Source organism: Amycolatopsis sp. NPDC041971 (assembly GCF_055588925.1).
The window spans coordinates 52,720-76,821 of the sequence record NZ_JBVJCE010000013.1 but is presented as its reverse complement, the minus strand read 5'-3'; the positions used below and the strand labels follow the sequence as shown (position 1 = coordinate 76,821).

Genomic DNA, 24,102 nt, shown 5'->3' with positions numbered 1-24,102 from the left:
TTCATGTACCTCTGCCCGGGGGTCAGGCGTTGAGCTCGTTCAGTTCTTCCAGTGAGGTCGGCACGTGGAAGGGCGGCGTGCTGGTGCCCATGATGCGGTAGCGGTCCCACGGGTCCGGGTCGGAGAGTTCACCCTTCGCGCTGTACTCGCCCGCGCGGATCTCGACGGCGGTCTTCTTGCCGCCGACGGCCGCGGACACCTGCTCGTTGGTGGCCACGCGGCCGTACCAGCGGTAGTACCCGTCGATGGGCTGGAAGTAGCCCCGCAGGTCGACCGTCGTGGCGATCTCGGTCCCGTCGATCACGAGGACCGCTTCGCCGGAGTAGCCGTCTTCGTCGTGCTCGCTCATTGCCCCTCCGCCTGCTTTTCCTGGGTCTTCCGCATCTGGACGACCTTGTTCTCTTCGAGCGGCAGATTGGGATCGATGACGATGCCCTGCTGCCGGGAGAGGCCGTCGATCGCGGCCCAGATGATCTGTGTCAGGTATTCGACGACGCTGTCACGGCCCATCGAGCGCCGGTCCAGCCACCATTCGCCGGTGCTCTGCACCATGCCGACGATGCCGTGCGCCCACGGTTCGGCGGCGCCGGAGTCCATGTTGAACATCCGCATGTAGTCGCCGAGCAGCGCGGTGAGCGCGGTGGCGATCAGTTCCTTGTCCTCGGCGACGACGTCGGATTTGACGACCGCCTTTTCCTGGAGACCGCCGCGTGCGAGCAGGCGATACAGGTTGGGGTGCTCCTCGATGACGCTGAAGAACGCGTCGAGCGCCATCCGGATGCGGGGGATCGGGGCCAGTTCGGAGTTGATGGCCGGGATCAGCCGCTGGAAGAGGATCTCCGTGCCGCGCTGCCCGAGCGCGACGTACAGATCCGCCTTGTCGTCGAAGTGCCTGTACAGCACGGGTTTCGTGACGCCCGCTTCGGCGGCGACGTCTTCCATGCCGAGGTCCGGCCCGTGCGTGTCGAGCGCGCGGAGGGCCGCTTCGACGAACTCCGCGCGGCGTGCGATCCGGTGTTTGCGCCAGCGGTCGCGACGGGCGTCGCCCGTGTCGGCCTCACCCGCCGTGGGGTGCTTGCCCGACTGCTTGCTGTTGCGCTTGACACGTTCGATCACCCAAGTCATGCTACCAGAGGTAACTGTTACCGCGAGTTACAGATAGGGGTGTGTCGGCAATGACGCGGGCGCTTAAGGAAACAGACCGGGAGAAGACAGCCGAGCGGCTGCTCAAGTCCTCCGCAAACAAGTTCTACGACCCCGACGTCGACATCGACTGGAACGCTCCGCTCGTGGACGGGAAGCACTACATCCCGGCACATCGCTCCTCGCTCTACGGCACCGAGTTGTGGGACTCGCTGTCCGAAGAGCAGCGCATCGAACTCGGCAAGCACGAGGTCGCGAGCGTCGCCACGACGGGGCTGTGGTTCGAAATCCTCCTGATGCAGATGTTGCTCAAGGAGGTTTACGAAGAAGACCCCACCAGCTCACACGCCCAGTACGCGCTGACCGAGATCGCGGACGAATGCCGTCACTCGACGATGTTCGCGCGAATGGCCTCGCGAATCGGCTGCCCGTCCTACGGGCCGGTGCCGTGGCTGCGACGGCTGGCGAAACTGATGCCGTCGATCAGCTACGGCCCCGCGCGGTACGGTGCGATCCTCGTCGCCGAAGAGGTCCTCGACCGGCTTCAGCGCGAGCAGATGAACGACCCGGACATCCAGCCGCTGGTGCGTATGGTGAACCGGATTCACGTGCTTGAGGAAGCCCGCCACGTCACCTTCGCCCGCGAAGAGGTCACTCGCGGAATGGCGAAACTGTCGAAGAAGGAAATCCTCTACCAGCAGTTCATCATCGCGGTCATCTCTTACTTCGTGACGCGGGCGTTCATCAACCCGAACGTCTACAAGGCCGTCGGCATCCGGCCGCGTGACGGCGTCGAAGCCGCGCTGAACAACCCCAACTGGCGCGAAAGCGTCCAGTGGGCGGGCGAGAAGATCATGCCGTTCCTTCAGGAATCGGGTCTGATCGGCAAGCCCGGCATGTACTTCTGGCGTAAGTCCTTCCTGCTGCCGGGGAAACGATGAAGAGCGTCAAACCGCGCGACGCCGTCTCATGGGACCCGTCGCGGGAACATCGGTTCGTGACCGGCGACGGCACGGCGCTGCACGTCGAGACGAGCGGTCCGGCGGACTCCGAACTCACGCTCGTACTCGTGCACGGCTGGACCCAGGACCACCGGACCTGGGACGGTGTGGTGTCGAGGCTCGGCGACTCCGTCCGGATCCTGCGCTACGACCTGCGCGGTCACGGCGGTTCCGCGCCGGCGAAACCGGGGACGGCGACGATCGCGACCCTCGCCGACGACCTCGCCGAACTGATCCGGGACCGCGTCCCGAACGGACCGCTCGTGCTCGCCGGGCACTCCATGGGCGGCATGACGATCATGGAACTTTCCCGCAGCCATCCCGATCTGGTGGATCAGCGCGTCGCGGGGGTCGCGTTCGTCGCCACCTCGTCCGGTGAGATGGACCGGATCACCCTCGGCCTGCCGGGGATCGCGGGGAGCGGCGCGGCGAGGTTCGAACGCCGGCTCGCGAAGCTGCTAGCGAAGAACCGCCGGGAAGCCTTGCCGCTGCCGCTTTCGGTGGTGCGGCCCGGCGCGCGGCTGCTCGTCTTCGGGCGGCGGCCTCAGCGGGCCGATGTGGACTCGGTCGCCGAACAGTTGCTGTGCGCGCATCCGGCGAGCGTCGCCGGATTCCAGGACGCGATCTCGCGGCACGACTGCCGGGTCACGCTGGCCGCGTTGCAGGGCAAACCGGTGATCGTGCTGGCGGGGGAGCGGGACCGGCTCTGCCCGCCCCCGCACGCCAAGGTCATCGCCGACGCGCTGCCGGAAGCCGAATTCGTGCGCTACCCCGGCGCCGGGCACATGCTGCCGCAGGAACGGACGCAAGAGGTTTCGGGCCGCATCGCGGCACTCGTCCGCCGCGTCGCGAGGGTCTGAAAGCGGGAGCGAGGGACCTTTGCTGCTGCCTTGGGACCCAGAGTCCTTGAAGGCCTCCTTCACTACCTTCAGGGTCCCGGCAAGTCGCATAAACACTGGTCAAGTGGGTGTTGCGGTGACAGGGGCGGGTTCGCCACAGTCGCCTGACGTCTTTTTCGACTGTCCACATAGGACGACTTCGGGGCTACGGTGCCCGATTTGGGCGTTTTTCGACCGGGTCGTGAGTGAAAAAGAGGGTTCTAGCCCTAAATTCCACTCACGACCCCAGTCGGAAAACGTACTTAAACGCATCAAATGGACATCCAGCGGCCGAATGGTGTCCTTTGTGGACGCTTGACGCTCAAGACGCCCTGTCATCCGCCCCCGTCGGAAGTCCAGTTCGAATCACCAAAAGCGCCACCGACCAGCGGCTGCGACTTTGCCTACCCTGACCTTCAGGGTAGGCAAGGAGGCCTGCACGGACTGTGGGTCCTCTGTCTTTCAGAGGTGCGTGTAGCCGTTCTCCAGGAGACGGATGCCTGCCTCCCGGTAGGCGTCCTGGTCGTCGGTGGCGATCGTGGCCAGCCCGTCGACGTAGCGGTTGAACATGCAGAAAGCGGCCGCGATCAGGACGGTGTCGTGGATTTCGACGTCCGTCGCACCCGCCGCGCGGGCGGTCTCGATCAGATCTTCGCTCACGGATTTCCCGCTTTCGCGGACAGCGAGCGCGACGCGCAGAAGCGACTTCACCTTCGCTGACACGGGCGTGCCGTCGATGTCCTTCCAGGCCGCTTCGACAACCGGCATGCCTCCTTCGAGCGCTTCGGCGGCGACAGCGCCGTGACTGCGTGAGCAGAACGTACAGTCGTTGCCGCGCGAGACGACCGCGGCGACCAGTTCCCGTTCGCCGACGCTGAGGCTGCTCGGGCCGCGAAGCAGGACCTCGGCGAGTTGCCCGAGCGGCGCCGCCGTCTCCGGCCGGTAGGCGAACAAGGCGGTGATGCCGGGCAGGTTCTCGTCGAGCGCGATATGGGGCATGGTGACTCCTTGCGGATCGGCAACACGGTCGCTGGAGTCATATCCGAAAACCGGCCCCGCCCGATGCCGCTGGATGGCTCAAAGGCGAGAGCGAGATCGTCAGAGTCCGAGGCCGCGCACTCCCCGATGGCGAGTGCGTCGATCTCTGCGCCGACGGCGACCGCTGGACGTCCGATCCGGTCCCCGGCGCGGCGTCACGATGATCCGTTCGCCTGGATTGCCCGGTGAGCCACCCGAGTGGTTCGGCGCCGAACCCGGCCTGCCTCGCGCGGTGCGCGCCGGGCCGTGGATCGCCCAGCACGGTCAGTTCTTCGACGGCTGTGGCCGAAGCTCCTGCCCCGGTAACCCCACGCAATTCGTCCTCTGAATGCGGTACTTGCGCGCGCAACTACCGCATTCAGAGGACGAAACGCGGATCAGTGCTGCAGCGGGAAGCCACCGCCGATCCCTCGCCAGGCGAGGTTGGCGGTGAGGGCGACGGCCTCTTCGCGGCTCATCGACTTGTGGTGCGCCAGCCAGAACCGCGCGCTGACCTGCGAAAGACCCACGAGGCCGACGGCGAGCAGCCGTGCCTTGTCCTCGTCGAGGCCCGCGTCGGCGGTGATGGTCTCGGTGATCGCGTCGACGCTGGCCGACGTCGCCCGGTCCACCGCCTCCTGCACGGCGGGCTCGCCACGCAGGTCGGATTCGAAGACCATCCGGAACGCGCCGGCGTCATTGTTGACGAAGTCGAAGAACGCGCCGACGGTGGCCGGCACCCGCTGCTTGTTGTCCGTCGTGGAGTCGAGCGCGTCCTTGACCCGCCGCACCAGTTCGTCGACGTGGCTCTCCAGCAGCGCGATGTAGAGGTCGAGCTTGCCGGGGAAGTGCTGGTAGAGGACCGGTTTGCTGACTCCGGCCTCCTCGGCGATCTCGTCCATCGCGGCGGCGTGGTAACCGTTCGCGGCGAACACCCGCTGAGCGGCGGCCAGCAGCTGGGCGCGGCGTTCCGTTCTGGGCAGGCGGACACCTCGTGCCTGCAGTCGCGCCATTTCTGTCATCGTTCCTCCAGTTCGAGGCACTCGTCTCCGCCGAGAACGCATCAGCCTTGTTCGAGGCGATCCTTACCGCCGAGAACTCATCAGCGCAGTCGAGCGGGCTCCGCGGGCGGGGTCACCGCCGCGTGAAGTGACCTCGAGATTACTCGCCGGTACAGCCGGACCGCCAAGGGTCGGGCATCCTTGATGCTGTGTCTTCTCCAGTTTCCCGTGTCGCCGGGGGCCGCCCGCCGTTGACCCACGTACCGCTCTCGCGCAGGTCATTGCCGTCGCTGGACCCCGCGCCGCCGCCTTGGCCCGGGGAAACAATAAGTGTCGGCGGGGTGAAATTGCACATCCGCCGGACCCCGGGCGGTCCCGAGAGGGCCGTCTACGTCCACGGGCTCGGCGGCTCGGCCACGAATTGGACCGATCTCGCCGCCCTCTTGGCGCCCCAAGCGGCAGGCACTTCGGTCGATCTGCCGGGGTTCGGCTACTCGGAGCCGCCCGACGCTTTCGACTTCAGCCTCACTGCGCACGCCGAGATCGTCGCGGGCCACATCGAGAGCCTCGACGGCGGGCCGGTGCACCTGTTCGGCAACTCGATGGGCGGCGCGGTCGCGCTGCTCGTCGCGGCCCGGCATCCGGAACTGGTGAAGACGCTGACGCTGATCTCGCCGGCGATGCCGGATCTCCGTCCCAGCATGAGGCGGCTGTCCGATCCGCGGATGGCGTTCGCGTACCTGCCGCTGATCGGCCCGCGGGTGCGTCGCCAGCTGGCCGCACTCGGCCCGCGCGAACGCGCCATGCAGGTCATCAAGCTGTGCTTCGCCGACCCGGCCCGCTTCGCCGAAAGCAGACTGGACGAGCTCGAAGAGGAGCACAGCGCCCGCGCCGCCTTCGCCTGGGCCGCCCCCGCGCTCGCTCGCAGCACGTTCGGCATCTTCCGGACGTGGTCCGCGCGTGGTCCCGCGTCGTTGTGGGCCGTCGCGCCGACCGTCGACGCGCCGACACTCGTCGTTTGGGGGCAGCACGACCGGGTGATCTCCGTCCGGCGCGCCGAGCGCACCGCTCGGCTACTTCCGCACGCCCGGTTGCTCGTTCTCCCTCGAACCGGCCACGTGGCGCAGATGGAACGCCCGAATGTCGTAGCGAGGGCCGTTTTGGGCATGTGGGAATCGGTCGAATCGGGCACCTGGTAGCCCATTCGGGTGGGCGGGACACGCCGCGCGAAGCGCCGGTCGCTCACAACATCACAGTTCGGTTATGGCACCCTGGTGCCCGTGGACCGGGTTAAGCAAGGCGCGCAGGGCGAAGGACGGCGGTCTCAGTACTCCGTCTCCGGTCGCCGTTCTCCGCGTACCCAGCCTCGGACCTCCGACGCACCGCGCACCGGCCAGTACCGGCCGACGCCGCCGCCGTCGCAGCGGCTCGACGAGGACCGCTACCGCCCCGGCGGCCGCCGGACCAGTGCCCAGCCGCTCAGCGCGTCCTGGAAGCCGCACGAGCCCGGCGCCCCCAAGTCCAAGGCACGCAAGAGCAAGGGCGGCATCGGCCACTTCGCCAAGACCTACGGCTGGCGGGTGTACGCGCTGCCGATCCTCGTGGTGATCACCGCGCTGGTCGTGTTCAACACCGCCACCGGCCCGCCCGAGCCGATCGCCACGGACGGGGCCAGCCTCGCTTCGGGCGATGGAGCCGACGGTTCCGCCGGCAACGGCGGCGAGCCGGGCGCGGGTGTCGACGGGGGCGGCGACGTTCTCCCGGAGAATCCGGCCAAACCGGTCGATCTCAAGATCCCGACCGCGGATCTGCCCAAGGGCGACCCTTTCACCGAATCCGGCCAGGGCACCTATCACGTGGTGCCGGGCAAGGGGGAGAAGGTCGGGACGGGACAGTTGTTCACCTACACCGTCGAGGTCGAGGACGGTATCGATCCGGTCAGCTATGGCGGTGACGACAGCTTCGCCGTGATGGTGCAGGGCACGCTGTCCAACGCCAAGAGCTGGACGTGGGACGGCAAGAAGGCGCTTCAGCGTGTCGACGCGAGTTACCCGAACCCCAGCTTCCGGGTGAGTCTCACCACACCGAACACGACGCATCGCGCGGACGTCTGCATGTTCCAGATCACCTACGAGACCTCGTGCTACCGGTCGAGTTTCGACAAGCGCGTGGTGATCAACCTCGCCCGCTGGGTGCGCGGAGCGATGGCGTTCGAGAGCGACATGGTCGGGTATCGCCAGTACGCCATCAATCACGAAGTCGGGCATGCCCTGGGCGGAAAGCACGTGGGCTGCCAGGTGAACGGCGGGATCGCGCCGGTGATGATGCAGCAGACGTTCGGCGTCTCCAACGACTTCGTGGCGCAGCTGAACAATCTCCCGGGCGGTGACCGCGGCAAGGTGCTCGCGGACGGCAAGATCTGCAAGCCGGGCTCCTGGCCGAACCAGACACCCTAGTCCTGCCCTCCCATCCGCTGGAATTTCCCAGGATATGAAACAGGGGAAGTCGATTCCGCCTGTCGGTGTTGTAGATACTGGGATGCGACCGCGATCCACGCGAGATGGAGGACCCCGATGTCAGGCACGCTGCCGCCGCTCGTAGAGCCGGCCGCCGAGCTCACCAAGGAAGAGGTGGCCCGGTACAGCCGTCACCTGATCATCCCGGACGTCGGGATGACCGGGCAGAAGCGGCTGAAGAACGCCAAGGTGCTGGTCATCGGTGCCGGCGGCCTCGGCAGCCCCGCGCTGCTGTACCTGGCCGCGGCCGGTGTCGGCACGCTCGGCATCGTCGACTTCGACGAGGTCGACGAATCGAATCTGCACCGCCAGGTCATCCACGGCCAGTCCGACATCGGCAAGCTCAAGGCGGCGTCCGCGCAGGAGTCGCTCGCCGAGATCAACCCGTTCGTCAAGGTGCACCTGCACACCGACCGGCTCGAGTCGTCCAACGCGCTGGAGCTGTTCGAGCAGTACGACCTGATCCTCGACGGCACCGACAACTTCGCCACGCGATACCTGGTCAACGACGCCGCCGTGCTCACCGGCAAGCCTTACGTGTGGGGCTCGATCTACCGGTTCGAGGGGCAGGCGAGCGTGTTCTGGGAGGACGCGCCGAACGGCAAGGGCCTCAACTATCGCGACCTCTACCCCGAGCCGCCGCCGCCCGGCATGGTGCCGTCGTGCGCCGAGGGCGGGGTGCTGGGCGTGCTGTGCGCGTCGATCGGCTCGATCATGGTGAACGAGGCGATCAAGCTGATCACCGGCATCGGTGAGCCCCTGCTGGGCAGGCTCGTCAGCTACGACGCGCTCGAGATGAAGTACCGCGAGGTCAAGATCCGCAAGGATCCGGAGACCCCGAAGATCACCGAGCTCATCGACTACGAAGCCTTCTGCGGCGTTGTGTCCGACGAAGCCGCTTCGGCCGCTTCGGGGCACACGATCACTCCGGCGGAGCTCAAGGCCAAATTCGACAACGGCGACAACTTCGCCCTCATCGACGTCCGCGAGCCGCACGAGTACGAGATCGTGAACATCAAGGGCGCGACGCTGATCCCGAAGGACAAGATCCTCTCGGGCGAGGCGCTGTCGGAACTGCCGCAGGACAAGCCGATCGTGCTGCACTGCAAGTCGGGCGCGCGGTCGGCGGAGGCGCTCGCGGCCCTGCATCAGGCCGGGTTCAAGGACGCCACCCACCTCGGTGGCGGCGTGCTGGCCTGGGCACGGCAGATCGACCAGAGCCTGCCGACGTACTGAGATCTCTTGCCGGCCTTCGGTCTGGGTACAGGCGGTAGCAAAGGTCCCTTGCTCTTTTTTGGTCTTGGTGGTGCCGTGAAGGCCTCCTTCCCTAACGCTGAAGGTAGGGAAGGAGGCCTTCACGGACTCTGGGTCCCTCAAGGGGGCCTTCACAGACCGGCGGGCGCCCGCGCCCGGGGTGCAGAGCAGCCACAGCGAGCCGAGCGCGACGCGGCGAGTTGTCCGGCGCTGCGCCGTTCGGGGGACCACGAGCGAAGAACGGCAGGTCAGAAGCGATTTTGTCTTGAGTATCGCTAGTCGACACCAGCGCGTCTTCTCGTTCGTGGGGTGGAAGACGGGGTAACGTGCCGAGCCGTGCGTGCCACCCTCGAAAGCCCTCCGGAACACGTCTGTTCGGCGTTCGGCGGACGTACCGGTGACGCGGAACCGCTGCCTGGCACCACCGCCTGGCGCTACAACGATCTCGTGCTCAAACCCGTCGTGGACAAGTCGCGGACGCTGTGGACGGCGCGCGTGTTGGAAGCCGTCGACGAGCCTGGGTTGCGGGTCGCGAAGCCCGTTCGGTCCAGCGACGGCCGATGGGTGGTCGGCGGCTGGTCGGCGAACCGGTTCGTGTCCGGCACGGCCGAGCACCGCTACGACGAGGTCGTGCACGCGGCGGTCAAGCTGCACCGGGCGACGGCCGGGTTGCCGCGGCCGGATTTTCTGGGACGGCGCACCGATCTCGAGGCACTGGCCGACAAACTCGCCTGGGGCGAGGCGGACATGTCGCTCGACGAGAACAAGGGCGGCCGCTGGTTCGAGGTGCTGGCGGGCTCCCGAAGACCGGTCAAATTGCCGGAACAGGTCGTGCACGGGGAGTTGCTCGCCGGAGTGCTGTTCGACGGCGACGCGGCCCCCGGCATCGTGGATTTCGTGCCGTACTACCGGCCCGGTGAATGGGGCGCCGCGATCGTCGCGGTCGACGCGCTGGCCTGGGGCGGCGCCACCATCGATCTTCTCGAACGCTGGGCGCATCTGCCCGAATGGCCTCAGCTTCTCCTGCGGGCGATCCTCTTCCGGCTGGCCGCCAACGCCCTCGACCCGCGGTCGACGCGAGCGGCGCACGACGGGCTCCGCGCCGCCGCCCGCGACGTCAGCGCCGTGTTGTAAGTCCGTGAAGGCCCCTGGTTCAGGAGCCTTCACGGACGGATCACTCGGTGCGCAGGTTCTCCGCTTTCGCCGCCGAGCGCACGGACGGCACCGTCGACGCCGTCACCAGCAGCACCATCACGACCGCCGCCGCGATGAGCATCCCGACCGCGGACCAGTCGACGTACAGCCCGTCCCAGAACAGCCGTCTGCCCAGCGCGGCGAGGGCGATCCCGGTCGCCGTGGCGACCACGATGCCCAGCAGCAGCGGAATCCCGTTCTGCCACAACAGAGACCGGACGATCACGCGCACCGGGACACCGGTGGCGGACAGCGCCCCGAGCGCCCGGCGCCGTTCCCGGACCTGTTCCTGGGCGAGTACCAGCAGGCTCACCCCGGCCAGCAGCAGGACGAACAGGGCGCCGCCGAACAGGATGTTCCGCGCGTCGTCGAACATCCGGGCCTCGTCGGAGGCCCGTTGCCCGTTGTAGGACGCCACGGTGACCTCTCCGCTGTACGGGGCCACCGAGTTCCGCACCAGTTCGACGAAGTCCGGATCCCCGGTCGCCCCACGCACGCTCACCGTGACCCACGCGGCGGCCAGATCGACACCCGCCACCGCGGCAGGTGTCGCGAGCACGCGCACCCCGAGCTGTTCGGCGAGCCCCGCCGGCTTCACCTCGAGTGGACGCGGCGTGACCGGAACGGTCCAAGGCCGCTGCCGCTTGTCGTTGTCGGTGAGTTTCACCGACTGTCCTTTGTGGATGAACGCGGGATCGGTGAACACGTCGCCGTCGCGGCAACCGGTCGCGGTGGTCGCCGCCTCGATCGTGGCGCAGTCGGCGACGGCGAAGGAAGTGAACGCGCTGTCCGCGCTGTTCGCCTCGACGAACATCGAGCGCATGGTCTGGAAGTCGGCCGCGCCGGGAACCGCGCGGACGGCGGCCACCGCCCGGTCGGCCATCGGGGCGTCCGCGTGAACGGTGGCCCGGCCTTCGGTTCTGTCCTCGTAACCGGCCGCCAGCACCGCTTGGCCGGTCAACAGGCTTTGCAACCCGATCGCCCCGGCGAGCACCACACAGAGACCCGCGACCACCCGTGACGGGGTGCCGCTGTCGTTCCGCAGACGGCGGATCGCGAGCTGGAACGATGGCGGTCCGCCCTTGATCCTGGAGACGACGCGTTCCAGGAGCCACGGCAGCAGCGCAGGGATCCCGAGCATCAGCAGGACGGCACCCCCGATGAGCGCGATCCGGCCGAGTTCGCCGGCGACGCCCAGATCCGGGGCTATCAAAGCGATTCCGGCGACGATCGGCAGCAGCCGCCACCACAACCGGCGCTGCGGCGCTGCGGTCTCGCGGACCACTCCGAGCGGTTCGACGACGGTGTGCCGTTGGGCCGCCCAAGCCGTCACGACGGTCAGGGCCGGGACCACGAGCACGATCAGCGCCGCCAGCGGCCACGACGGCGTCAGGTCCTTCGGGTACACCCCGAAACGTAACACCTGGAAGTCCGCCACCGCGCCGCGGAAGAGCAGGAACAACGCCGTCCCGGCGACCAGCCCGGTCACGGCGCCCACGAGGGATTCCGCCGCGGTGATCCGGCGTAACTGCGCCAGCGACGAGCCCGCCAGCCGCAGTGCGGCGAGCCGCCGGTCCCGGGCGGCGCCACCGAGCCGGGAGACCGTCCCGACGAAGATGAACACCGGCGTGAGCAGGACGAAGACGCCCGCCAGCAGCAGCGTGAGGACTCCCCCTTCGAACGGCGTTTCGTAGCCGCGGTCGGAACCGAACGCGTAGGTCGCGAGGCCATCGCTCAGTTTGTCCGTGCCGACGTAGGCGACCAGGTCGTTCGGATTGAGCACGGCCTCCGCGTCGATGATCCCGACGGGTTCGCCGGGCAGGCGGGGCCGCAGCAGGCCACTGGTGTCGGACGCGACGAGCTCTTCCAGTTTCGGTGAAAGGAAGACCTCGCCAGGTGCGGGCAGGCGGTCCACGCCCGGCGGGACCGGCGAGGTCGGCCCGGTGGGCTGAAGGTGGACGAGCGCGATCGCCTGGCCACGGAAGTCGGTCTGGGTCGCGCTGTAGTTCAGTGGTGCGACACCGGGGATCGGTTCGTGCCGCGGGGAAGCGGCGTACACCCGCTGGTCGCGGTTCTCCATGACGGTGCCCGCGGAGGCGCCGATCAGGAGGATCGCCACCGCGAGCCCGATGCCGGCGGCGGTCATGACGAGCCTGACGATCGAGCCCCGGCCGCCCCCGACGGCCAGCCGGAACCCCAGCATCAGATCTTCGCGCCCGGTCATCGGGTCACCGCCGGTTCACGCGTTCGGCCGTCTCGCACGATGATCTCCCGGTCGGAGTAGGCGGCCACCCGCGGTTCGTGGGTGACCAGGACGACGGCGGCGTCGGTCTGTTTCGCCGTCTCGGACAGCAGGCGCATGACGAGCTCGCCGCTCAGCGAGTCCAGCGCGCCGGTCGGCTCGTCGGCGAAGATCACCGACGGTTCGGTGATCAGCGCCCTGGCCATGGCGACCCGCTGGCTCTCCCCGCCCGAAATCTGGCCCGGTGTGCTGTCGTCCGAGTCGCCGACTTCCAGCCGGTCGAGCCAGTTCCTGGCGATGCGCTCGGCGGGACGGCGTTTCATCCCGCCCAAGCGCAGTGGCAAGGCGACGTTCTCCAGACACGTCAGCTCCGGGACGAGCTGCCCGAACTGGAAGACGAAACCGAATTCGGTGCGGCGCAAGGCGCTGCGTTCGGCGTCGGGCAGGTTCGCGAGGTCGCGCCCGCGGAACAGCACCTGTCCTCCGTCGGGCCGCAGGATGCCGGACAGGCAGTGCAGCAACGTCGATTTCCCGGATCCCGAGGGACCCATGATCGCGACGATCTCGCCGGCTTCGAGCGTCAGCCCGGCCCCGGCCAGCGCCTGATTCGGGCCGAAGGCCTTGTGCAGGCCGAGCCCGTGTAACAACGGTGTTTCCACTGTGTGGTCCCCAGATCAGCGCGTCAGCTGGCGCGCGAGGTCGTCGAGGCGGGCGGCGGTGAGCTCCAGCCATCGCAGATCCGCTTCCAGGTGGAACAGCGCGTGGTCGCAGATCAGCTGGTCGGCGAGGTCGCCATCGGTCTTGCGGGCGGTGAGCTCGCGCATGGTGCGCAGGTGGGAACTCCGCTGGGCGTCGAGCAGATCCTCGGCGCCCCGGCCGGACAGGAGTGCGAGCACGACCTTGGTGTAGAGCGTGTTCTGCAGGTAGACCGAGGGGCTTTCCGGGCTCTTCAGCCATTCCTCGACGTTGGTGACGCCCGCTTCGGTGATCGCGTACCGCTTCCGGTCCGGACCGCCGCCCGCTTCGATGCCGTTCTCCTCGACCAGGCCGTTCCTCAAGAGCCGGTTGAGTGTCGAGTAGACCTGCCCGTAGTGCAGTGGACGGTCTTGGCGGAACTGCTTGTCGTAGAGCTGTTTGAGGTCGTAACCGTGTTTGGGGCCGGCTTCGAGCAGGCCGAGCAACGTGTTCCCGATGGACATGCGGGCGACTATACACAGTGTGTATACGCACGATCTGTACACGGGGTGCATAGTTTCGGGTACTTGCGACAGGCGAACGCGACCTCACGGTGTGACGTACATCGGCGGCGGTCAATGTCAAACGCCTGAAACATTCAGGACTTTCCAGGTAACACGGTCTACCTACCTTCAAGCGCTATCGACGCCTGGAGGAGGTGCCCGTGCCGCTCACCGCTCCCACCGCGACCGCGGTGGACACGCACTGCCCGTACTGCGCCCTGCAGTGCGGGATGAGCCTCGACGGCGCCCGGGTCGCGCCGCGTGACTTCCCGGTCAACGCCGGCGGCCTGTGCCAGAAGGGCTGGACGTCGGGGGAGCTCCTCACCTCGCCTTCCCGCCTGACGACGCCGTTGATCAGGGTCGACGGCGAACTCCGCCCCGCGTCCTGGCCGCGGGCGCTCGACCTCGTCGCGCGGCGGCTCACCGAGATCCGCGCGGCCAAGGGTGCCGATTCGGTCGCCGTCTTCGGCGGCGGCGGGCTGACCAACGAGAAGGCGTACCTGCTGGGGAAGTTCGCCCGGGTCGCGCTGGGCACCTCGCAGATCGACTACAACGGCCGGTTCTGCATGTCGTCGGCGGCGGCCGCCGGAATCAAGGCGTTCGGCGCCGACCGCGGCATGCCGTTCCCGGTCACGGATCTCGCCGGCGCCGACGCGGTCCTGCTCATCGGCGCGAACCCGGCCGAGACGATGCCGCCGTTCACCCAGCACCTGAGGGGCGCGGACCTGATCGTCGTCGACCCGCGCCGCACCCCGACCGCCGAACTCGCCGGATTGCACCTCGCTTCCGCGCCCGGCACCGATCTCGCCCTCGCGCAAGGCATCCTGCACGCCGTCGTCGCCGACGGCCTGCTCGATCAGTCCTATGTGGACAAGCGGACGAACGGCTTCGAGAAGCTGTGGCGCTCGGTCGCGGCCTGGTGGCCGGAGCGGGTCGAGCAGGTGACCGGGGTCTCCGCCGCGGACCAGCGCCGCGTCGCCGCCAAGCTCGCGGCGGCACGCAACGCCTACATCCTCACCGCGCGCGGCACCGAGCAGCACGCCAACGGCACCGCGATGGTCAACGCCTGGATCAACCTCGCGCTCGCGCTCGGCCTGCCGGGGCGGCAGGGTTCCGGCTTCGGCTGCCTGACCGGGCAGGGCAACGGCCAAGGCGGGCGCGAGCACGGGCAGAAAGCCGACCAGCTGCCCGGCTACCGCAAGATCGACGACCCCGCCGCCCGCGAGTACGTCGCCGGAGTATGGGGTGTTCCGCCGGAATCCCTGCCGGGGCCGGGCCGTTCGGCCGTCGAGTTGCTGGAGGCGCTCGGCGCCGAAGACGGACCGAGCGCGTTGATGGTGTTCGGCAGCAACCTCGTCGTTTCCGCACCCGGCGCCGGGAACATCCAGGACAAAGTGTCCTCTTTGGACTTCCTGGTGGTCTCGGACCTCGTCCTGTCGGAGACCGCGGCGATGGCCGACGTCGTCCTGCCGGTCACGCAGTGGGCCGAGGAGGACGGCACGATGACCAACCTCGAAGGCCGGATCCTGCTGCGGCGTAAAGCGATCGACCCGCCGTCCGGCGCGAAAACCGACCTCTACGTGCTTTCCGAACTCGCCCGCCGGTTCGGCCAGCCGGACGGACGATTCCCGACGGACGCCGAGACCGTCTTCACCGAGCTCCGCCGGGCGTCCAAGGGCGGTGTCGCCGACTACTCGGGCATCACCTACGACAGGCTCCGGGCAGGCGAGGCCCTCTACTGGCCCGTTCCGGCGGAATCGCATCCCGGCACGCCGCGGATGTTCCTCGACTCCTTCTCCCACTCGGACGGCCGCGCGCGGTTCGTCCCGGTGGACCACGTCGGCCCGGCCGAGCTACCCGACGCCGAGTTCCCCTTGCAGGCCACCACGGGCCGGGTCCTGCAGCACTACCAGTCCGGGGCGCAGACCCGGCTGGTCAAGGAGCTGAACGACGTCGTAGCGGAGGCCTTCGTGGAAGTTCATCCCGACACCGCCGCGAGGGCGGGACTGGCCGAGGGCGACCTCGCCGTCGTGCGCTCCCGGCGCGGCGAGACCGTCGCCCGGGTCCGCTGCGTGGCGTCGCTGCGCCCCGACCTGGTGTTCCTGCCGTTCCACTTCCCCGGTCAGGGCCGGGCGAACCTGCTGACCAACCCGGCGCTCGACCCGACGAGCCGGATGCCCGAGTTCAAGGTGTGCGCGGTCGCGCTCGCCCCGGCCGAGGCCGTCGCGTGAACCCCCGGTCGGTGGTCATCGCCGGATACGGGATGGCGGGCGCGCGGCTCGCGGACGAGATCCAGCGCCGCGATCCCGAAGGTGAGCGCGTGCGGCTCACCGTCGTCGGCGCGGAGGAGCACACCGCCTACAACCGGGTGCTGCTCTCGTCGGTGGTCGCCGGGACCATGCGGCCCGAGGCCGTCCGGCTGCACGACGACGAATGGTCGACTCGCACCCGTGCCGACCTGCGACGGGGCGTCACCGCGACGTCGATCGACAGGAGCGCACGGCGGGTCCATCTCAACGATGGGTCCACTGTGGACTACGACGCGCTCGTGCTCGCCACCGGCGCGAACCCGTGGATGCCGCCGGTCGAAGGGCTCGAACCCGGTCCCGACGTCGTCGCGTTCCGCACGCTCGACGACTGCACCCGCATCCTCGACGCCGCCAAGCTGGGCGCCCCGGTCGCCGTGCTCGGCGGCGGGCTGCTCGGCCTGGAAGCCGCGCGCGGCCTCGCCGGACGCGGGAACCTCGTCACCGTCGTGCATCCGATGCCGCACATCATGGAACGCCAGCTCGACGCGGAATCCGCGCGGGTGCTGACCAGGAAGCTCGAAGAACTCGGAGTCGGTTTCCGGCTCGGTGCCGGGGCCGCGCGCTATGTCAGCGGCGACGGGCTCAAACTCGACGACGGCACGCACGTACCCGCCGATCTCATCGTCGTCTCCACCGGTGTCCGGCCCGAGACGAAACTGGCCGTGGACGCCGGGCTGACCGTCGAGGGCGGCATCGTCGTCGACGATCTGCTGCGCACCAGCGACGGCCGGATCCACGCGATCGGTGACTGCGCGAAGCATCCGGGCGCGTTCGGCGGTCTCGTGCAACCCGCGTGGGAACAGGCCGCCGTCGTCGCGGATCTGGTCACCGGCACGAAATCCGCGTCGCGGTATCGCGGCACCCAGGCGGTGACGCGGCTGAAGGCCCGAGGCATCGACCTCACCGCGCTCGGCGAGACGATGACCGGTGCGGACGACCCGACCGCCGAAGTGCTCACCTTCAGCGACCCGGCGGGCTGCCGTTACGGCAAGCTCGTGGTCCGTGGAAACCGGGTGGCCGGCGCGATCCTGCTCGGCCTGCCCGACGCGGCCGCGACGATCACGCAGCTCTACGACCGGGGCACCCCGGTACCCGAAGACCGGCTGGCGGTCCTTTTAGGACGCTCACTGCCGCCCGGGGCGCCGTCGGCGGCGAGTCCCGCCGATCTGCCCGCGTCGGCGGTCATCTGCCGCTGCAACGCGGTGACCAAGGGGCGGCTCGTCGAGGCCTGGCGCGCCGGTGCCACCGACGTCCCGGCCCTCGCCGGAGCGACCAGGGCGACAACCGGCTGCGGCGGCTGTAAGGACGCCGTCGGCGGGGTCGCGAAATGGCTGGCCGCCCAGTGAACCCGAACGCATCCACCAAGGAGGACCTCATGCACGCTCGGGGCAAGCGCTGGATCGAGCACTGGGATCCGGAGAACGAGCGGTTCTGGGAGGAGACCGGGAAGAAGATCGCCCGGCGGAACCTCTGGTTCTCCGTACTGGCCGAGCACATCGGCTTCTCCGTCTGGACACTGTGGTCGGTCATGGTCCTGTTCATGGGCCCGCAGTACGGGTTCTCGGCCGCCGACAAGTTCTTGCTGGTCTCGACACCGACGCTGATCGGCGCGTTGATGCGACCGCTGTACACCTTCGCGGTGGCGAGGTTCGGCGGCCGGAATTGGACGATCGTCAGCGCGTTGCTGCTGCTGGCGCCGACGATCCTGGCGGCGATCGCGATGCAACCGGGCACCTCGCTCGGCACGTTCCTGCTGATCGCCGCGCTCGGCGGGGTCGGCGGTGGGAACTTCGCGTCGTCGATGACCAACATCAACGCGTTCTACCCCGAGAAGCACAAGGGCTGGGCGCTCGGGCTCAACGCGGGCGGCGGGAACCTCGGGGTGGCGGCGATCCAGCTGATCGGACTGCTGGTGATCGGCACCGTCGGCGCGACCGCACCCCGGGTGGTGCTGGCGATCTACCTCCCGCTGATCGTCCTCGCGGCGATCTGCGCGTACTTCTACATGGACAACCTCGCCTCGATGAAGGGCGACACCAAGGCGATGCGCGAGGTCGTCAAGGATCCGCACACCTGGGTGATGTCGTTCCTCTACGTCGGCACGTTCGGTTCGTTCATCGGCTACAGCTTCGCCTTCGGTTTGGTGCTGCAGAACCAGTTCGGCCGGACGCCGCTGCAGGCGGCCGCGGTGACGTTCCTCGGCCCGCTGCTCGGCTCGTTCTCGCGGCCGACGGGCGGCTGGCTCGCCGACCGGATCGGCGGCGGCAAGATCACCTTCGTGACGTTCGTCGGCATGGCCGCGGCGACCGTGGTGCTGATCCTGGCGTCGACGTCGAACTCGCTGGCCTTGTTCACCGTCGCGTTCATCGTGTTGTTCGTGCTCACCGGTATCGGCAACGGCTCGACGTACAAGATGATCCCGGCGATCTTCCGCGCCAAGGCGAAGGTCGCGATCAGCGAAGGCGCGGACGAGACGCTGGAGATGCTCAAGGCACGCAGGCTTTCCGGGGCCTTGATCGGGCTGGCCGGGGCGATCGGCGCGCTCGGCGGGCTGTTCATCAACCTGGCGTTCCGGCAGTCGTTCGCGGATACGAAGAGCGGGGTGCCGGCGTTCGTCGCCTTCCTCGTTTTCTACGGGCTGTGCTTCGCCGTCACCTGGGCGGTGTATCTGCGCAAGCAGCAGTCGGAAGTGGCGAGCACCCGAGGACTGGCGCTCGCCGGGGCGGAGGTCTGATGCGGAAACTCGTCGTCGCGGGACATGGCATGGTCGCGCACCGGCTCGTGGAAGCGGTGCGCGCGGAGGACAAGACCGGCGAGTGGCAGATCGTGGTCCTCGCCGAAGAGGCGCGACCCGCTTACGACCGCGTCGCCCTCACGTCCTATGTGGACACTTGGGACCCGGCTTCCCTCTCTCTCGACGGAGCGGACTACGCGGACGACCCGCTGGTCGAGCTGCGGCTCGGTGACGCGGTGGTTTCGGTGGACCGAGACCGCAAAGTCGTCGCCACCGAGGCCGGACACGAGCAGCCGTACGACGCGCTCGTCCTCGCGACCGGTTCGCGGCCGTTCGTCCCGCCGGTGCCGGGACACGACCTTCCGGGTTGCTTCGTCTACCGGACGATCGAGGACCTCGACGCCATCAGGGAAGCCGCTCAACGACCTGGGCGCGGACGTCGTTCCGCGGTCGTCATCGGTGGTGGGCTCTTGGGGTTGGAAGCCGCGAAGGCGTTGCGGGACATGGGTCTCTCGCCGCATGTGGTCGAGATGGCACCGCGGCTGATGCCGTTGCAGGTCGACGAGGGTGGCGGTGGCCTGCTCCGGCGGCTGATCACCGACCTCGACGTAACCGTCCACACGGGAACGTCGACCGACGCCATCGAGCCGGACGGCGAACGCTACCTCGCCAAACTCGGCAACGGCACCGAACTCGACGTCGACCTGGTCGTGTTCTCCGCCGGCATCCGGCCGCGTGACGACCTCGCCCGTTCGTCCGGGCTGGAGGTCGGCGCGCGGGGCGGCATCCTGGTCGACGACACCTGCCGGACGTCGGATCCGGCGGTGTACGCGATCGGTGAATGCGCGGCCGTGCACGGCAAGGTGTACGGCATCGTGGCGCCCGGGTACGCGATGGCGGAGATCGTCGCGGCGCGGCTGACCGGCGGCGAGGGCACCTTCCCCGAGCCGGACATGTCGACGAAGCTCAAGCTCATGGGTGTCGACGTCGCCAGCTTCGGCGACGCGCACGCGGCGACCGAGGGCGCGCTGGAAGTCGCGTTCAACGACGCGGTCGCCGGGACGTACAAGAAGCTCGTGGTGTCGGACGACTCGAAGACGTTGCTCGGCGGGGTGCTGGTCGGGGACGCGAGCGAGTTCAACACGCTGCGCGCGATGGTGGGCAGGCCGCTGCCCGCCGAGCCCGGTGCGATCCTCGCGCCGGCCGGTGGCGGAGCGGCGGTCGGCGTCGACGCGCTGCCCGACGCCGCGCAGATCTGTTCCTGCAACGCGGTTTCCAAGGGCGCGATCACGCATGCGATCACCGGAGAGGGCTGCGATTCGGTCGCCAAGATCAAGGGCTGCACGCGGGCGGGCACGGCGTGCGGATCGTGTGTCCCGCTGCTGGGGAAGCTGCTGACGGCTTGCGGCGTCGAGCAGTCGAAGGCGCTGTGCGAGCACTTCCCGCAGTCGCGCGCGGAGCTGTTCCAGGTCCTCCAGGCCACCCGGATCACCACGTTCAGCGAGATGATCGACCGCTACGGCACCGGAACCGGCTGCGCCATCTGCAAACCGGCGATCGCGTCCATCCTGGCCACACTGGGCAACGGGCACATCCTCGCCGGTGAGCAGGCGACGTTGCAGGACACCAACGACAAGTTCCTCGCGAACCTGCAGCGCAACGGGACGTACTCGGTCGTCCCGCGCATTCCCGGCGGCGAGATCACGCCGGAGAAGCTCATGGTGATCGCCCAGGTGGCGATGGATTTCGGGCTGTACACCAAGATCACCGGTGGACAACGGATCGACCTGTTCGGCGCGGGAGTCGACCAGCTCCCGCTGATCTGGCGGCGGCTCGTCGACGCCGGATTCGAGTCGGGACACGCGTACGGGAAGTCGTTGCGCACGGTGAAGTCGTGCGTCGGTTCGACGTGGTGCCGCTACGGCGTGCAGGACAGCGTCGGGCTGGCGATCGAGCTGGAGCTGCGTTACCGCGGCCTGCGGTCGCCGCACAAGCTGAAGTCCGCGGTTTCGGGCTGCGCGCGGGAATGCGCCGAGGCGCGGAGCAAGGATTTCGGCATCATCGCGACCGACAAGGGCTGGAACCTCTACGTCGGCGGCAACGGCGGCGCGACCCCGCGGCACGCGGATCTGCTGGTGTCCGAAGTGGACACCGAAACGCTGATCCGCACGATCGACCGGTTCCTGATGTTCTACGTCCGCACGGCCGACCGGTTGCAGCGCACCGCGCCGTGGGTCGAGGAGATGGAAGGCGGGCTCGACCACCTGCGCGCGGTGATCGTCGACGACAAACTCGGCATCTGCGACGACCTCGACTCGGCGATGGCCAAACATGTCGGCGACTACGCCGACGAATGGCGCGGCGTGCTGGAGGACCCGGAGAAGCTGGCGAAGTTCAGCTCGTTCGTCAACGCGCCGGGCACGCCGGATCCGACGATCGCGTTCCGTACCGAACGTGACCAGAGGGTGCCCGTGCTGCTGGGTATCCCGGAGGTGAAACAGTGACGACCTCGATCGAGCGCACCTGGACCGCCGTCTGCGCGGCGGGTGCCGTCCCCGAATGGTCCGGTGTCGCCGCGCTGCTCGACGGCGGCGTGCAGGTGGCGATCTTCCGGCTGCCCGGCGATCGGTGGTACGCGCTGTCCAATATGGACCCGGTCAGCGGGGCCGCGGTGCTTTCGCGGGGGATCGTCGGCGACGCGGGCGGGGTCCCCGTGGTGGCGTCGCCGGTGTACAAGGAACGCTTCGACCTGCGGACCGGCTCATGCCTCGACGCTGAAGGAGTTTCGGTCGCCGCGTATCGGGTTCGGGTCACCGGGGGTGTGGTGGAGGTGGAATTCTCACCGTGACAGAAGTCCTTCCCCTGGCGGGATTCGTCATCGGGATCACGGCGGCGCGGCGGGCTGACGAGCTCGGCGCGCTGTTCGTGCGTAAAGGCGCGACCGTGCGCTATGGTCCGGCCATCCGGATCGTGCCGCTCGCCGACGACACCGAACTGCGGTCGGCGACCATGCGGTTGCTGGAAGACCGCGTCGACGTCGTCGTCGCGACGACCGGGATCGGCTTCCGCGGCTGGGTCGAGGCGGCCGAAGGCTGGGGGCTGGGGGAGGAGCTGCTGGCCCGGTTGGAGAAATCGTCGCTGCTCGCCCGCGGTCCGAAGGCCAAGGGCGCGATCCGCGCGGCCGGGCTCTCGGAGGATTACTCGCCGGCATCGGAGAACAACGCCGAGTTGTTAAGGCATCTCCTCGATTCCGGTGTGGACGGTCAGCGGATCGCGGTGCAGCTGCACGGCGAGCCGCTTCCGTACTTTGTGGACAGACTGCGCGCCGCGGGCGCCGAGGTGATCGAAGTGCCGGTGTACCGCTGGGTCGGTCCGGCCGACCCCGGGCCGCTGGACCGGTTGCTGGACGCCGTCCTCGACGGTTCGGTGGACGCGCTGCCGTTCACCAGCGCGCCCGCCGCCGCGTCACTGCTGGCGGTGGCGAGACGGACCGGGAAACTGCCGGGAGTACTACGGGTACTGGAAAAGCGTGTGGTGGTCGCCTGTGTCGGGCCGATCACCGCGGCGCCGTTGGCCGCACTGGGGATCCCGACGGTGCAGCCCGCGCGGTCGCGGATCGGGGCGCTGGCGCGGACGGTGTCCGACGCGCTCCAAGCCCGTTCGCCGCGATTGGACGCGGGCGGACGAAGTATCGAACTGCGCGGTCAGGCGGCGCTGGTCGACGGGCAGTGGTGTGACATCGCGCCCGCGCCGATGGCGATGCTGCGAGCGCTGGCGGAGTCACCGGGGCGGGTGTTCTCCCGGCGGGAACTGGTCGCCGCGTTACCCGATGGTGGCGAGGAGCACGCCGTCGAGACCGCCATCGGGCGCCTGCGGAGTTCTCTGGGGTCGCCGAAACTCGTCCAGACGGTGGTGAAACGGGGCTACCGCCTGGCCGTCGACCCGTGACACCACCCACCTCCCGCATTTCGTCCTCTGAATGCGGTACTTGCGCGTGCAACTACCGCATTCAGAGGACGAAATGCGGGAGGTGGGTCAGGCGAAGGTGACGCGGTGGTCGGGGAACTCGCGGGCGGCGGCGACGCGGGCCGCCTCCTCTTCGGCCGCTTTCCGCACGGCCGGACGGAGGGCGTCGAACGGGGTGACGGTGAAATCGAGCCGTTTCTTCCCGCTCGCCTTGGCCCGCCACACGCCGGCGATCTCGCCGTCGGCCAGCAGCGCGCCGGGATTGCCGAGGATCTTCCAGACCTCTTTCTGCCTGGCCTTGTCCGGCACCACCACGGCGCGGTCGCGCGCTTGGACGAACGGGTCCAGCGGCGGCAGCAGGCGCACCACGTCCGGCTCGGGCGGGTTCTCCAGCAGTGGCACGCGGTCTTCCGGCAGGAACGCCTTCTTGCCGTCGACCCGGACCTCGACCAGGCCGTCCGGCCACATCGCGTCGACGCCGGTGCGGGTCGTTCCGACGTAGGCGGCGGCGTCACCGGGGGCGGCGGGACCGTTGATCCGCAGGTAGCCCTCGACCACGCGTTTGGCCGCCTCGACGTCCGGCGACGTCTTGAACCGACCGCGCCTTTCCAGAGGCGCCAACGTCGCTGGCGTCGCGCCTGGCTCCAGCCGGACTCCGGCGTGGATCGACGCGACCCGCATCAGCTGCTCGTAGATGTGCACGACACCGCAGCCGCGGCAGGCGTACGACAGGCCTTCGGGGATCCGTTTCGTGACCGCGCCACTCACCGTGCCCTTGGTCTGCGGGCCGGTGACGACCTCGCGGATCGCCTTCGCGGCGGTGAACAGCGCGTCCGTCGCGGACATCCCCGCGTCCTCGACCTGCTTGCGCTGCCAGAGGATCCGCGCCATCGCGTCCTTCTCGTCGAGCGGCACGAGCGCGGCCCGGATCGCGTCGAGTTCCGCGCGGCGGTGGAAATGCGGCGCGCCGCGATGCGTCCACGCGAGCACGAGGCGGTCGTCGTCCCAGGTTTCGGACGTGATGTCGCCGTCGACGCGGGCGGCGAGACCCAGCAGGGCGGTGTCTCGCACGGAATCCTGCAGCCCGAGGTCGAACACGGCCGCCGCGGCCGGATCCGTCTCGTCACGGTGCAGTCCGTGCGCCGCGATCCGGTACGCCAGCACCTGCTCGCGAACGACTTCGAGCACTGGGCCCCCCTAAAGCGCGTAATCGAACGTGTACGACATCGTCGGCTCACCGAGCGCGCCGGTCGTGGTGCCGGTACCGGTGATCCCGGTGAGTTCACCCGTTCCGGAGCCTTCGACGACCGTGAACGTCGACGAAATGCCCTTCGCGTCGAAGCCGGTGTCGTGCTTGATCACGAAGCTTCCCTTGCGCCCGTCCACACTGCCTTCGACGCGTTCGAGGCCGGGGGACGTCGTTCCGCCGCCTTCGAAGCCCTCGCCCGCGTAGTACAGCAGGTAGTCGATGACCGCCTCGCCTTCGATCAGCCCGCTGTAGGCGAACGTGGCGTGGGCGTGGGCCACGCGCGGCCCGCCTTCCGTGCCACTGACGAGGGCTTCTTCCCAGTTCTTCATGGCGAACGTGTTCATGGGTTCACCCTGTCAG

General features: G+C 68.7%; 22 protein-coding genes. 13 read left to right on the top strand and 9 right to left on the bottom strand.

Going from position 1 to position 24,102, the window contains the following annotated elements; translation table 11 throughout:
* Window positions 1–22: 22 nt before the first annotated feature.
* Window positions 23–349 (bottom strand): DUF4873 domain-containing protein, encoded by a 327-nt coding sequence (locus tag ACZ6DT_RS24700; protein WP_465599307.1) that lies wholly within the window; start codon window positions 347–349, stop codon window positions 23–25.
* Window positions 346–1,125 (bottom strand): TetR/AcrR family transcriptional regulator, encoded by a 780-nt coding sequence (locus tag ACZ6DT_RS24695; protein WP_465599305.1) that lies wholly within the window; start codon window positions 1,123–1,125, stop codon window positions 346–348. Before ACZ6DT_RS24695 ends, ACZ6DT_RS24700 begins: the two co-directional genes overlap by 4 nt.
* Before the next feature lie 50 nt (window positions 1,126–1,175).
* On the opposite strand from ACZ6DT_RS24695, the gene ACZ6DT_RS24690 reads away from it, so the two are divergent.
* Together ACZ6DT_RS24690 and ACZ6DT_RS24685 are read left to right on the top strand one after the other, a co-directional pair.
* Window positions 1,176–2,084, top strand: a complete 909-nt coding sequence (locus ACZ6DT_RS24690) for an AurF N-oxygenase family protein (RefSeq protein ID WP_465599303.1) — start codon at window positions 1,176–1,178, stop codon at window positions 2,082–2,084.
* A complete protein-coding gene (locus ACZ6DT_RS24685; protein WP_465599301.1) occupies window positions 2,081–3,004 on the top strand; it encodes an alpha/beta fold hydrolase in 924 nt (307 codons plus the stop codon). Before ACZ6DT_RS24690 ends, ACZ6DT_RS24685 begins: the two co-directional genes overlap by 4 nt.
* Window positions 3,005–3,484: 480 nt before the next feature.
* Here the strand turns inward: ACZ6DT_RS24685 and ACZ6DT_RS24680 are convergent, their stop codons facing one another.
* Window positions 3,485–4,021 (bottom strand): carboxymuconolactone decarboxylase family protein, encoded by a 537-nt coding sequence (locus tag ACZ6DT_RS24680; protein ID WP_465599299.1) that lies wholly within the window; start codon window positions 4,019–4,021, stop codon window positions 3,485–3,487.
* A 199-nt stretch (window positions 4,022–4,220) separates the two neighbouring features.
* On the opposite strand from ACZ6DT_RS24680, the gene ACZ6DT_RS24675 reads away from it, so the two are divergent.
* Entirely contained in the window at window positions 4,221–4,388 is a 168-nt protein-coding gene (locus tag ACZ6DT_RS24675) for a hypothetical protein (protein WP_465599297.1), read from the top strand.
* 49 nt (window positions 4,389–4,437) lie between these two features.
* Here ACZ6DT_RS24675 and ACZ6DT_RS24670 read toward each other — a convergent pair whose 3' ends face one another.
* Window positions 4,438–5,061 (bottom strand): TetR/AcrR family transcriptional regulator, encoded by a 624-nt coding sequence (locus ACZ6DT_RS24670; RefSeq protein WP_039922912.1) that lies wholly within the window; start codon window positions 5,059–5,061, stop codon window positions 4,438–4,440.
* A 320-nt stretch (window positions 5,062–5,381) separates the two neighbouring features.
* Here ACZ6DT_RS24670 and ACZ6DT_RS24665 point away from each other — a divergent pair, with 320 nt between their 5' ends.
* The 4 genes from ACZ6DT_RS24665 (at window position 5,382) to ACZ6DT_RS24650 (ending at window position 9,944) form a co-directional block, all read left to right on the top strand.
* Entirely contained in the window at window positions 5,382–6,239 is an 858-nt protein-coding gene (locus tag ACZ6DT_RS24665; protein WP_465599295.1) for an alpha/beta fold hydrolase, read from the top strand.
* Between the two features lie 81 nt (window positions 6,240–6,320).
* The gene (locus tag ACZ6DT_RS24660; RefSeq protein WP_465599293.1) at window positions 6,321–7,496 is read left to right on the top strand and encodes a DUF3152 domain-containing protein; all 1,176 of its coding nucleotides are present in this window, start codon (window positions 6,321–6,323) and stop codon (window positions 7,494–7,496) included.
* A gap of 117 nt (window positions 7,497–7,613) precedes the next feature.
* Window positions 7,614–8,792 (top strand): adenylyltransferase/sulfurtransferase MoeZ, encoded by a 1,179-nt coding sequence (gene moeZ, locus ACZ6DT_RS24655; RefSeq protein WP_125780984.1) that lies wholly within the window; start codon window positions 7,614–7,616, stop codon window positions 8,790–8,792.
* Window positions 8,793–9,146: 354 nt separating this feature from the next.
* A complete protein-coding gene (locus tag ACZ6DT_RS24650; RefSeq protein ID WP_465599291.1) occupies window positions 9,147–9,944 on the top strand; it encodes a TIGR02569 family protein in 798 nt (265 codons plus the stop codon).
* 40 nt (window positions 9,945–9,984) lie between these two features.
* On the opposite strand, the gene ACZ6DT_RS24645 is transcribed toward ACZ6DT_RS24650, so the two are convergent.
* The 3 genes from ACZ6DT_RS24645 to ACZ6DT_RS24635 are packed head-to-tail and all read right to left on the bottom strand — an operon-like array spanning window position 9,985 to window position 13,445.
* Window positions 9,985–12,228, bottom strand: coding sequence for an FtsX-like permease family protein (locus ACZ6DT_RS24645; protein ID WP_465599289.1), 2,244 nt, complete (start codon window positions 12,226–12,228; stop codon window positions 9,985–9,987).
* Window positions 12,225–12,905, bottom strand: coding sequence for an ABC transporter ATP-binding protein (locus tag ACZ6DT_RS24640; RefSeq protein WP_465599287.1), 681 nt, complete (start codon window positions 12,903–12,905; stop codon window positions 12,225–12,227). The genes ACZ6DT_RS24645 and ACZ6DT_RS24640 overlap by 4 nt, the downstream gene beginning before the upstream one ends.
* 15 nt (window positions 12,906–12,920) lie before the next feature.
* Window positions 12,921–13,445 carry a PadR family transcriptional regulator gene (locus ACZ6DT_RS24635; protein ID WP_465599285.1) on the bottom strand — a complete coding sequence of 175 codons (525 nt, stop codon included), beginning with the start codon at window positions 13,443–13,445 and terminating at the stop codon, window positions 12,921–12,923.
* Window positions 13,446–13,714: 269 nt separating this feature from the next.
* Here ACZ6DT_RS24635 and ACZ6DT_RS24630 point away from each other — a divergent pair, with 269 nt between their 5' ends.
* From ACZ6DT_RS24630 to ACZ6DT_RS24605, 6 genes are read left to right on the top strand one after another with little or no spacing between them, the layout of a single operon-like run.
* Window positions 13,715–15,715: a molybdopterin oxidoreductase family protein gene (locus tag ACZ6DT_RS24630; RefSeq protein WP_465599648.1), complete on the top strand. Its 2,001-nt coding sequence runs from the start codon at window positions 13,715–13,717 to the stop codon at window positions 15,713–15,715.
* A complete protein-coding gene (locus ACZ6DT_RS24625; protein WP_465599283.1) occupies window positions 15,712–17,139 on the top strand; it encodes an FAD-dependent oxidoreductase in 1,428 nt (475 codons plus the stop codon). The genes ACZ6DT_RS24630 and ACZ6DT_RS24625 overlap by 4 nt, the downstream gene beginning before the upstream one ends.
* A 29-nt stretch (window positions 17,140–17,168) precedes the next feature.
* Window positions 17,169–18,527 carry a nitrate/nitrite transporter gene (locus ACZ6DT_RS24620; protein ID WP_465599281.1) on the top strand — a complete coding sequence of 453 codons (1,359 nt, stop codon included), beginning with the start codon at window positions 17,169–17,171 and terminating at the stop codon, window positions 18,525–18,527.
* Window positions 18,527–21,031, top strand: coding sequence for a nitrite reductase large subunit NirB (nirB, locus tag ACZ6DT_RS24615; RefSeq protein WP_465599279.1), 2,505 nt, complete (start codon window positions 18,527–18,529; stop codon window positions 21,029–21,031). The genes ACZ6DT_RS24620 and nirB overlap by 1 nt, the downstream gene beginning before the upstream one ends.
* Window positions 21,028–21,375, top strand: a complete 348-nt coding sequence (gene nirD / locus ACZ6DT_RS24610; RefSeq protein ID WP_465599277.1) for a nitrite reductase small subunit NirD — start codon at window positions 21,028–21,030, stop codon at window positions 21,373–21,375. Before nirB ends, nirD begins: the two co-directional genes overlap by 4 nt.
* Entirely contained in the window at window positions 21,372–22,475 is a 1,104-nt protein-coding gene (locus ACZ6DT_RS24605; protein WP_465599275.1) for a uroporphyrinogen-III synthase, read from the top strand. Before nirD ends, ACZ6DT_RS24605 begins: the two co-directional genes overlap by 4 nt.
* Window positions 22,476–22,562: 87 nt before the next feature.
* On the opposite strand, the gene ACZ6DT_RS24600 is transcribed toward ACZ6DT_RS24605, so the two are convergent.
* Window positions 22,563–23,681: a DNA glycosylase AlkZ-like family protein gene (locus tag ACZ6DT_RS24600; protein WP_465599273.1), complete on the bottom strand. Its 1,119-nt coding sequence runs from the start codon at window positions 23,679–23,681 to the stop codon at window positions 22,563–22,565.
* Window positions 23,682–23,690: 9 nt separating this feature from the next.
* Window positions 23,691–24,086 (bottom strand): DUF3224 domain-containing protein, encoded by a 396-nt coding sequence (locus tag ACZ6DT_RS24595; protein WP_465599271.1) that lies wholly within the window; start codon window positions 24,084–24,086, stop codon window positions 23,691–23,693.
* Window positions 24,087–24,102: the final 16 nt, after the last annotated feature.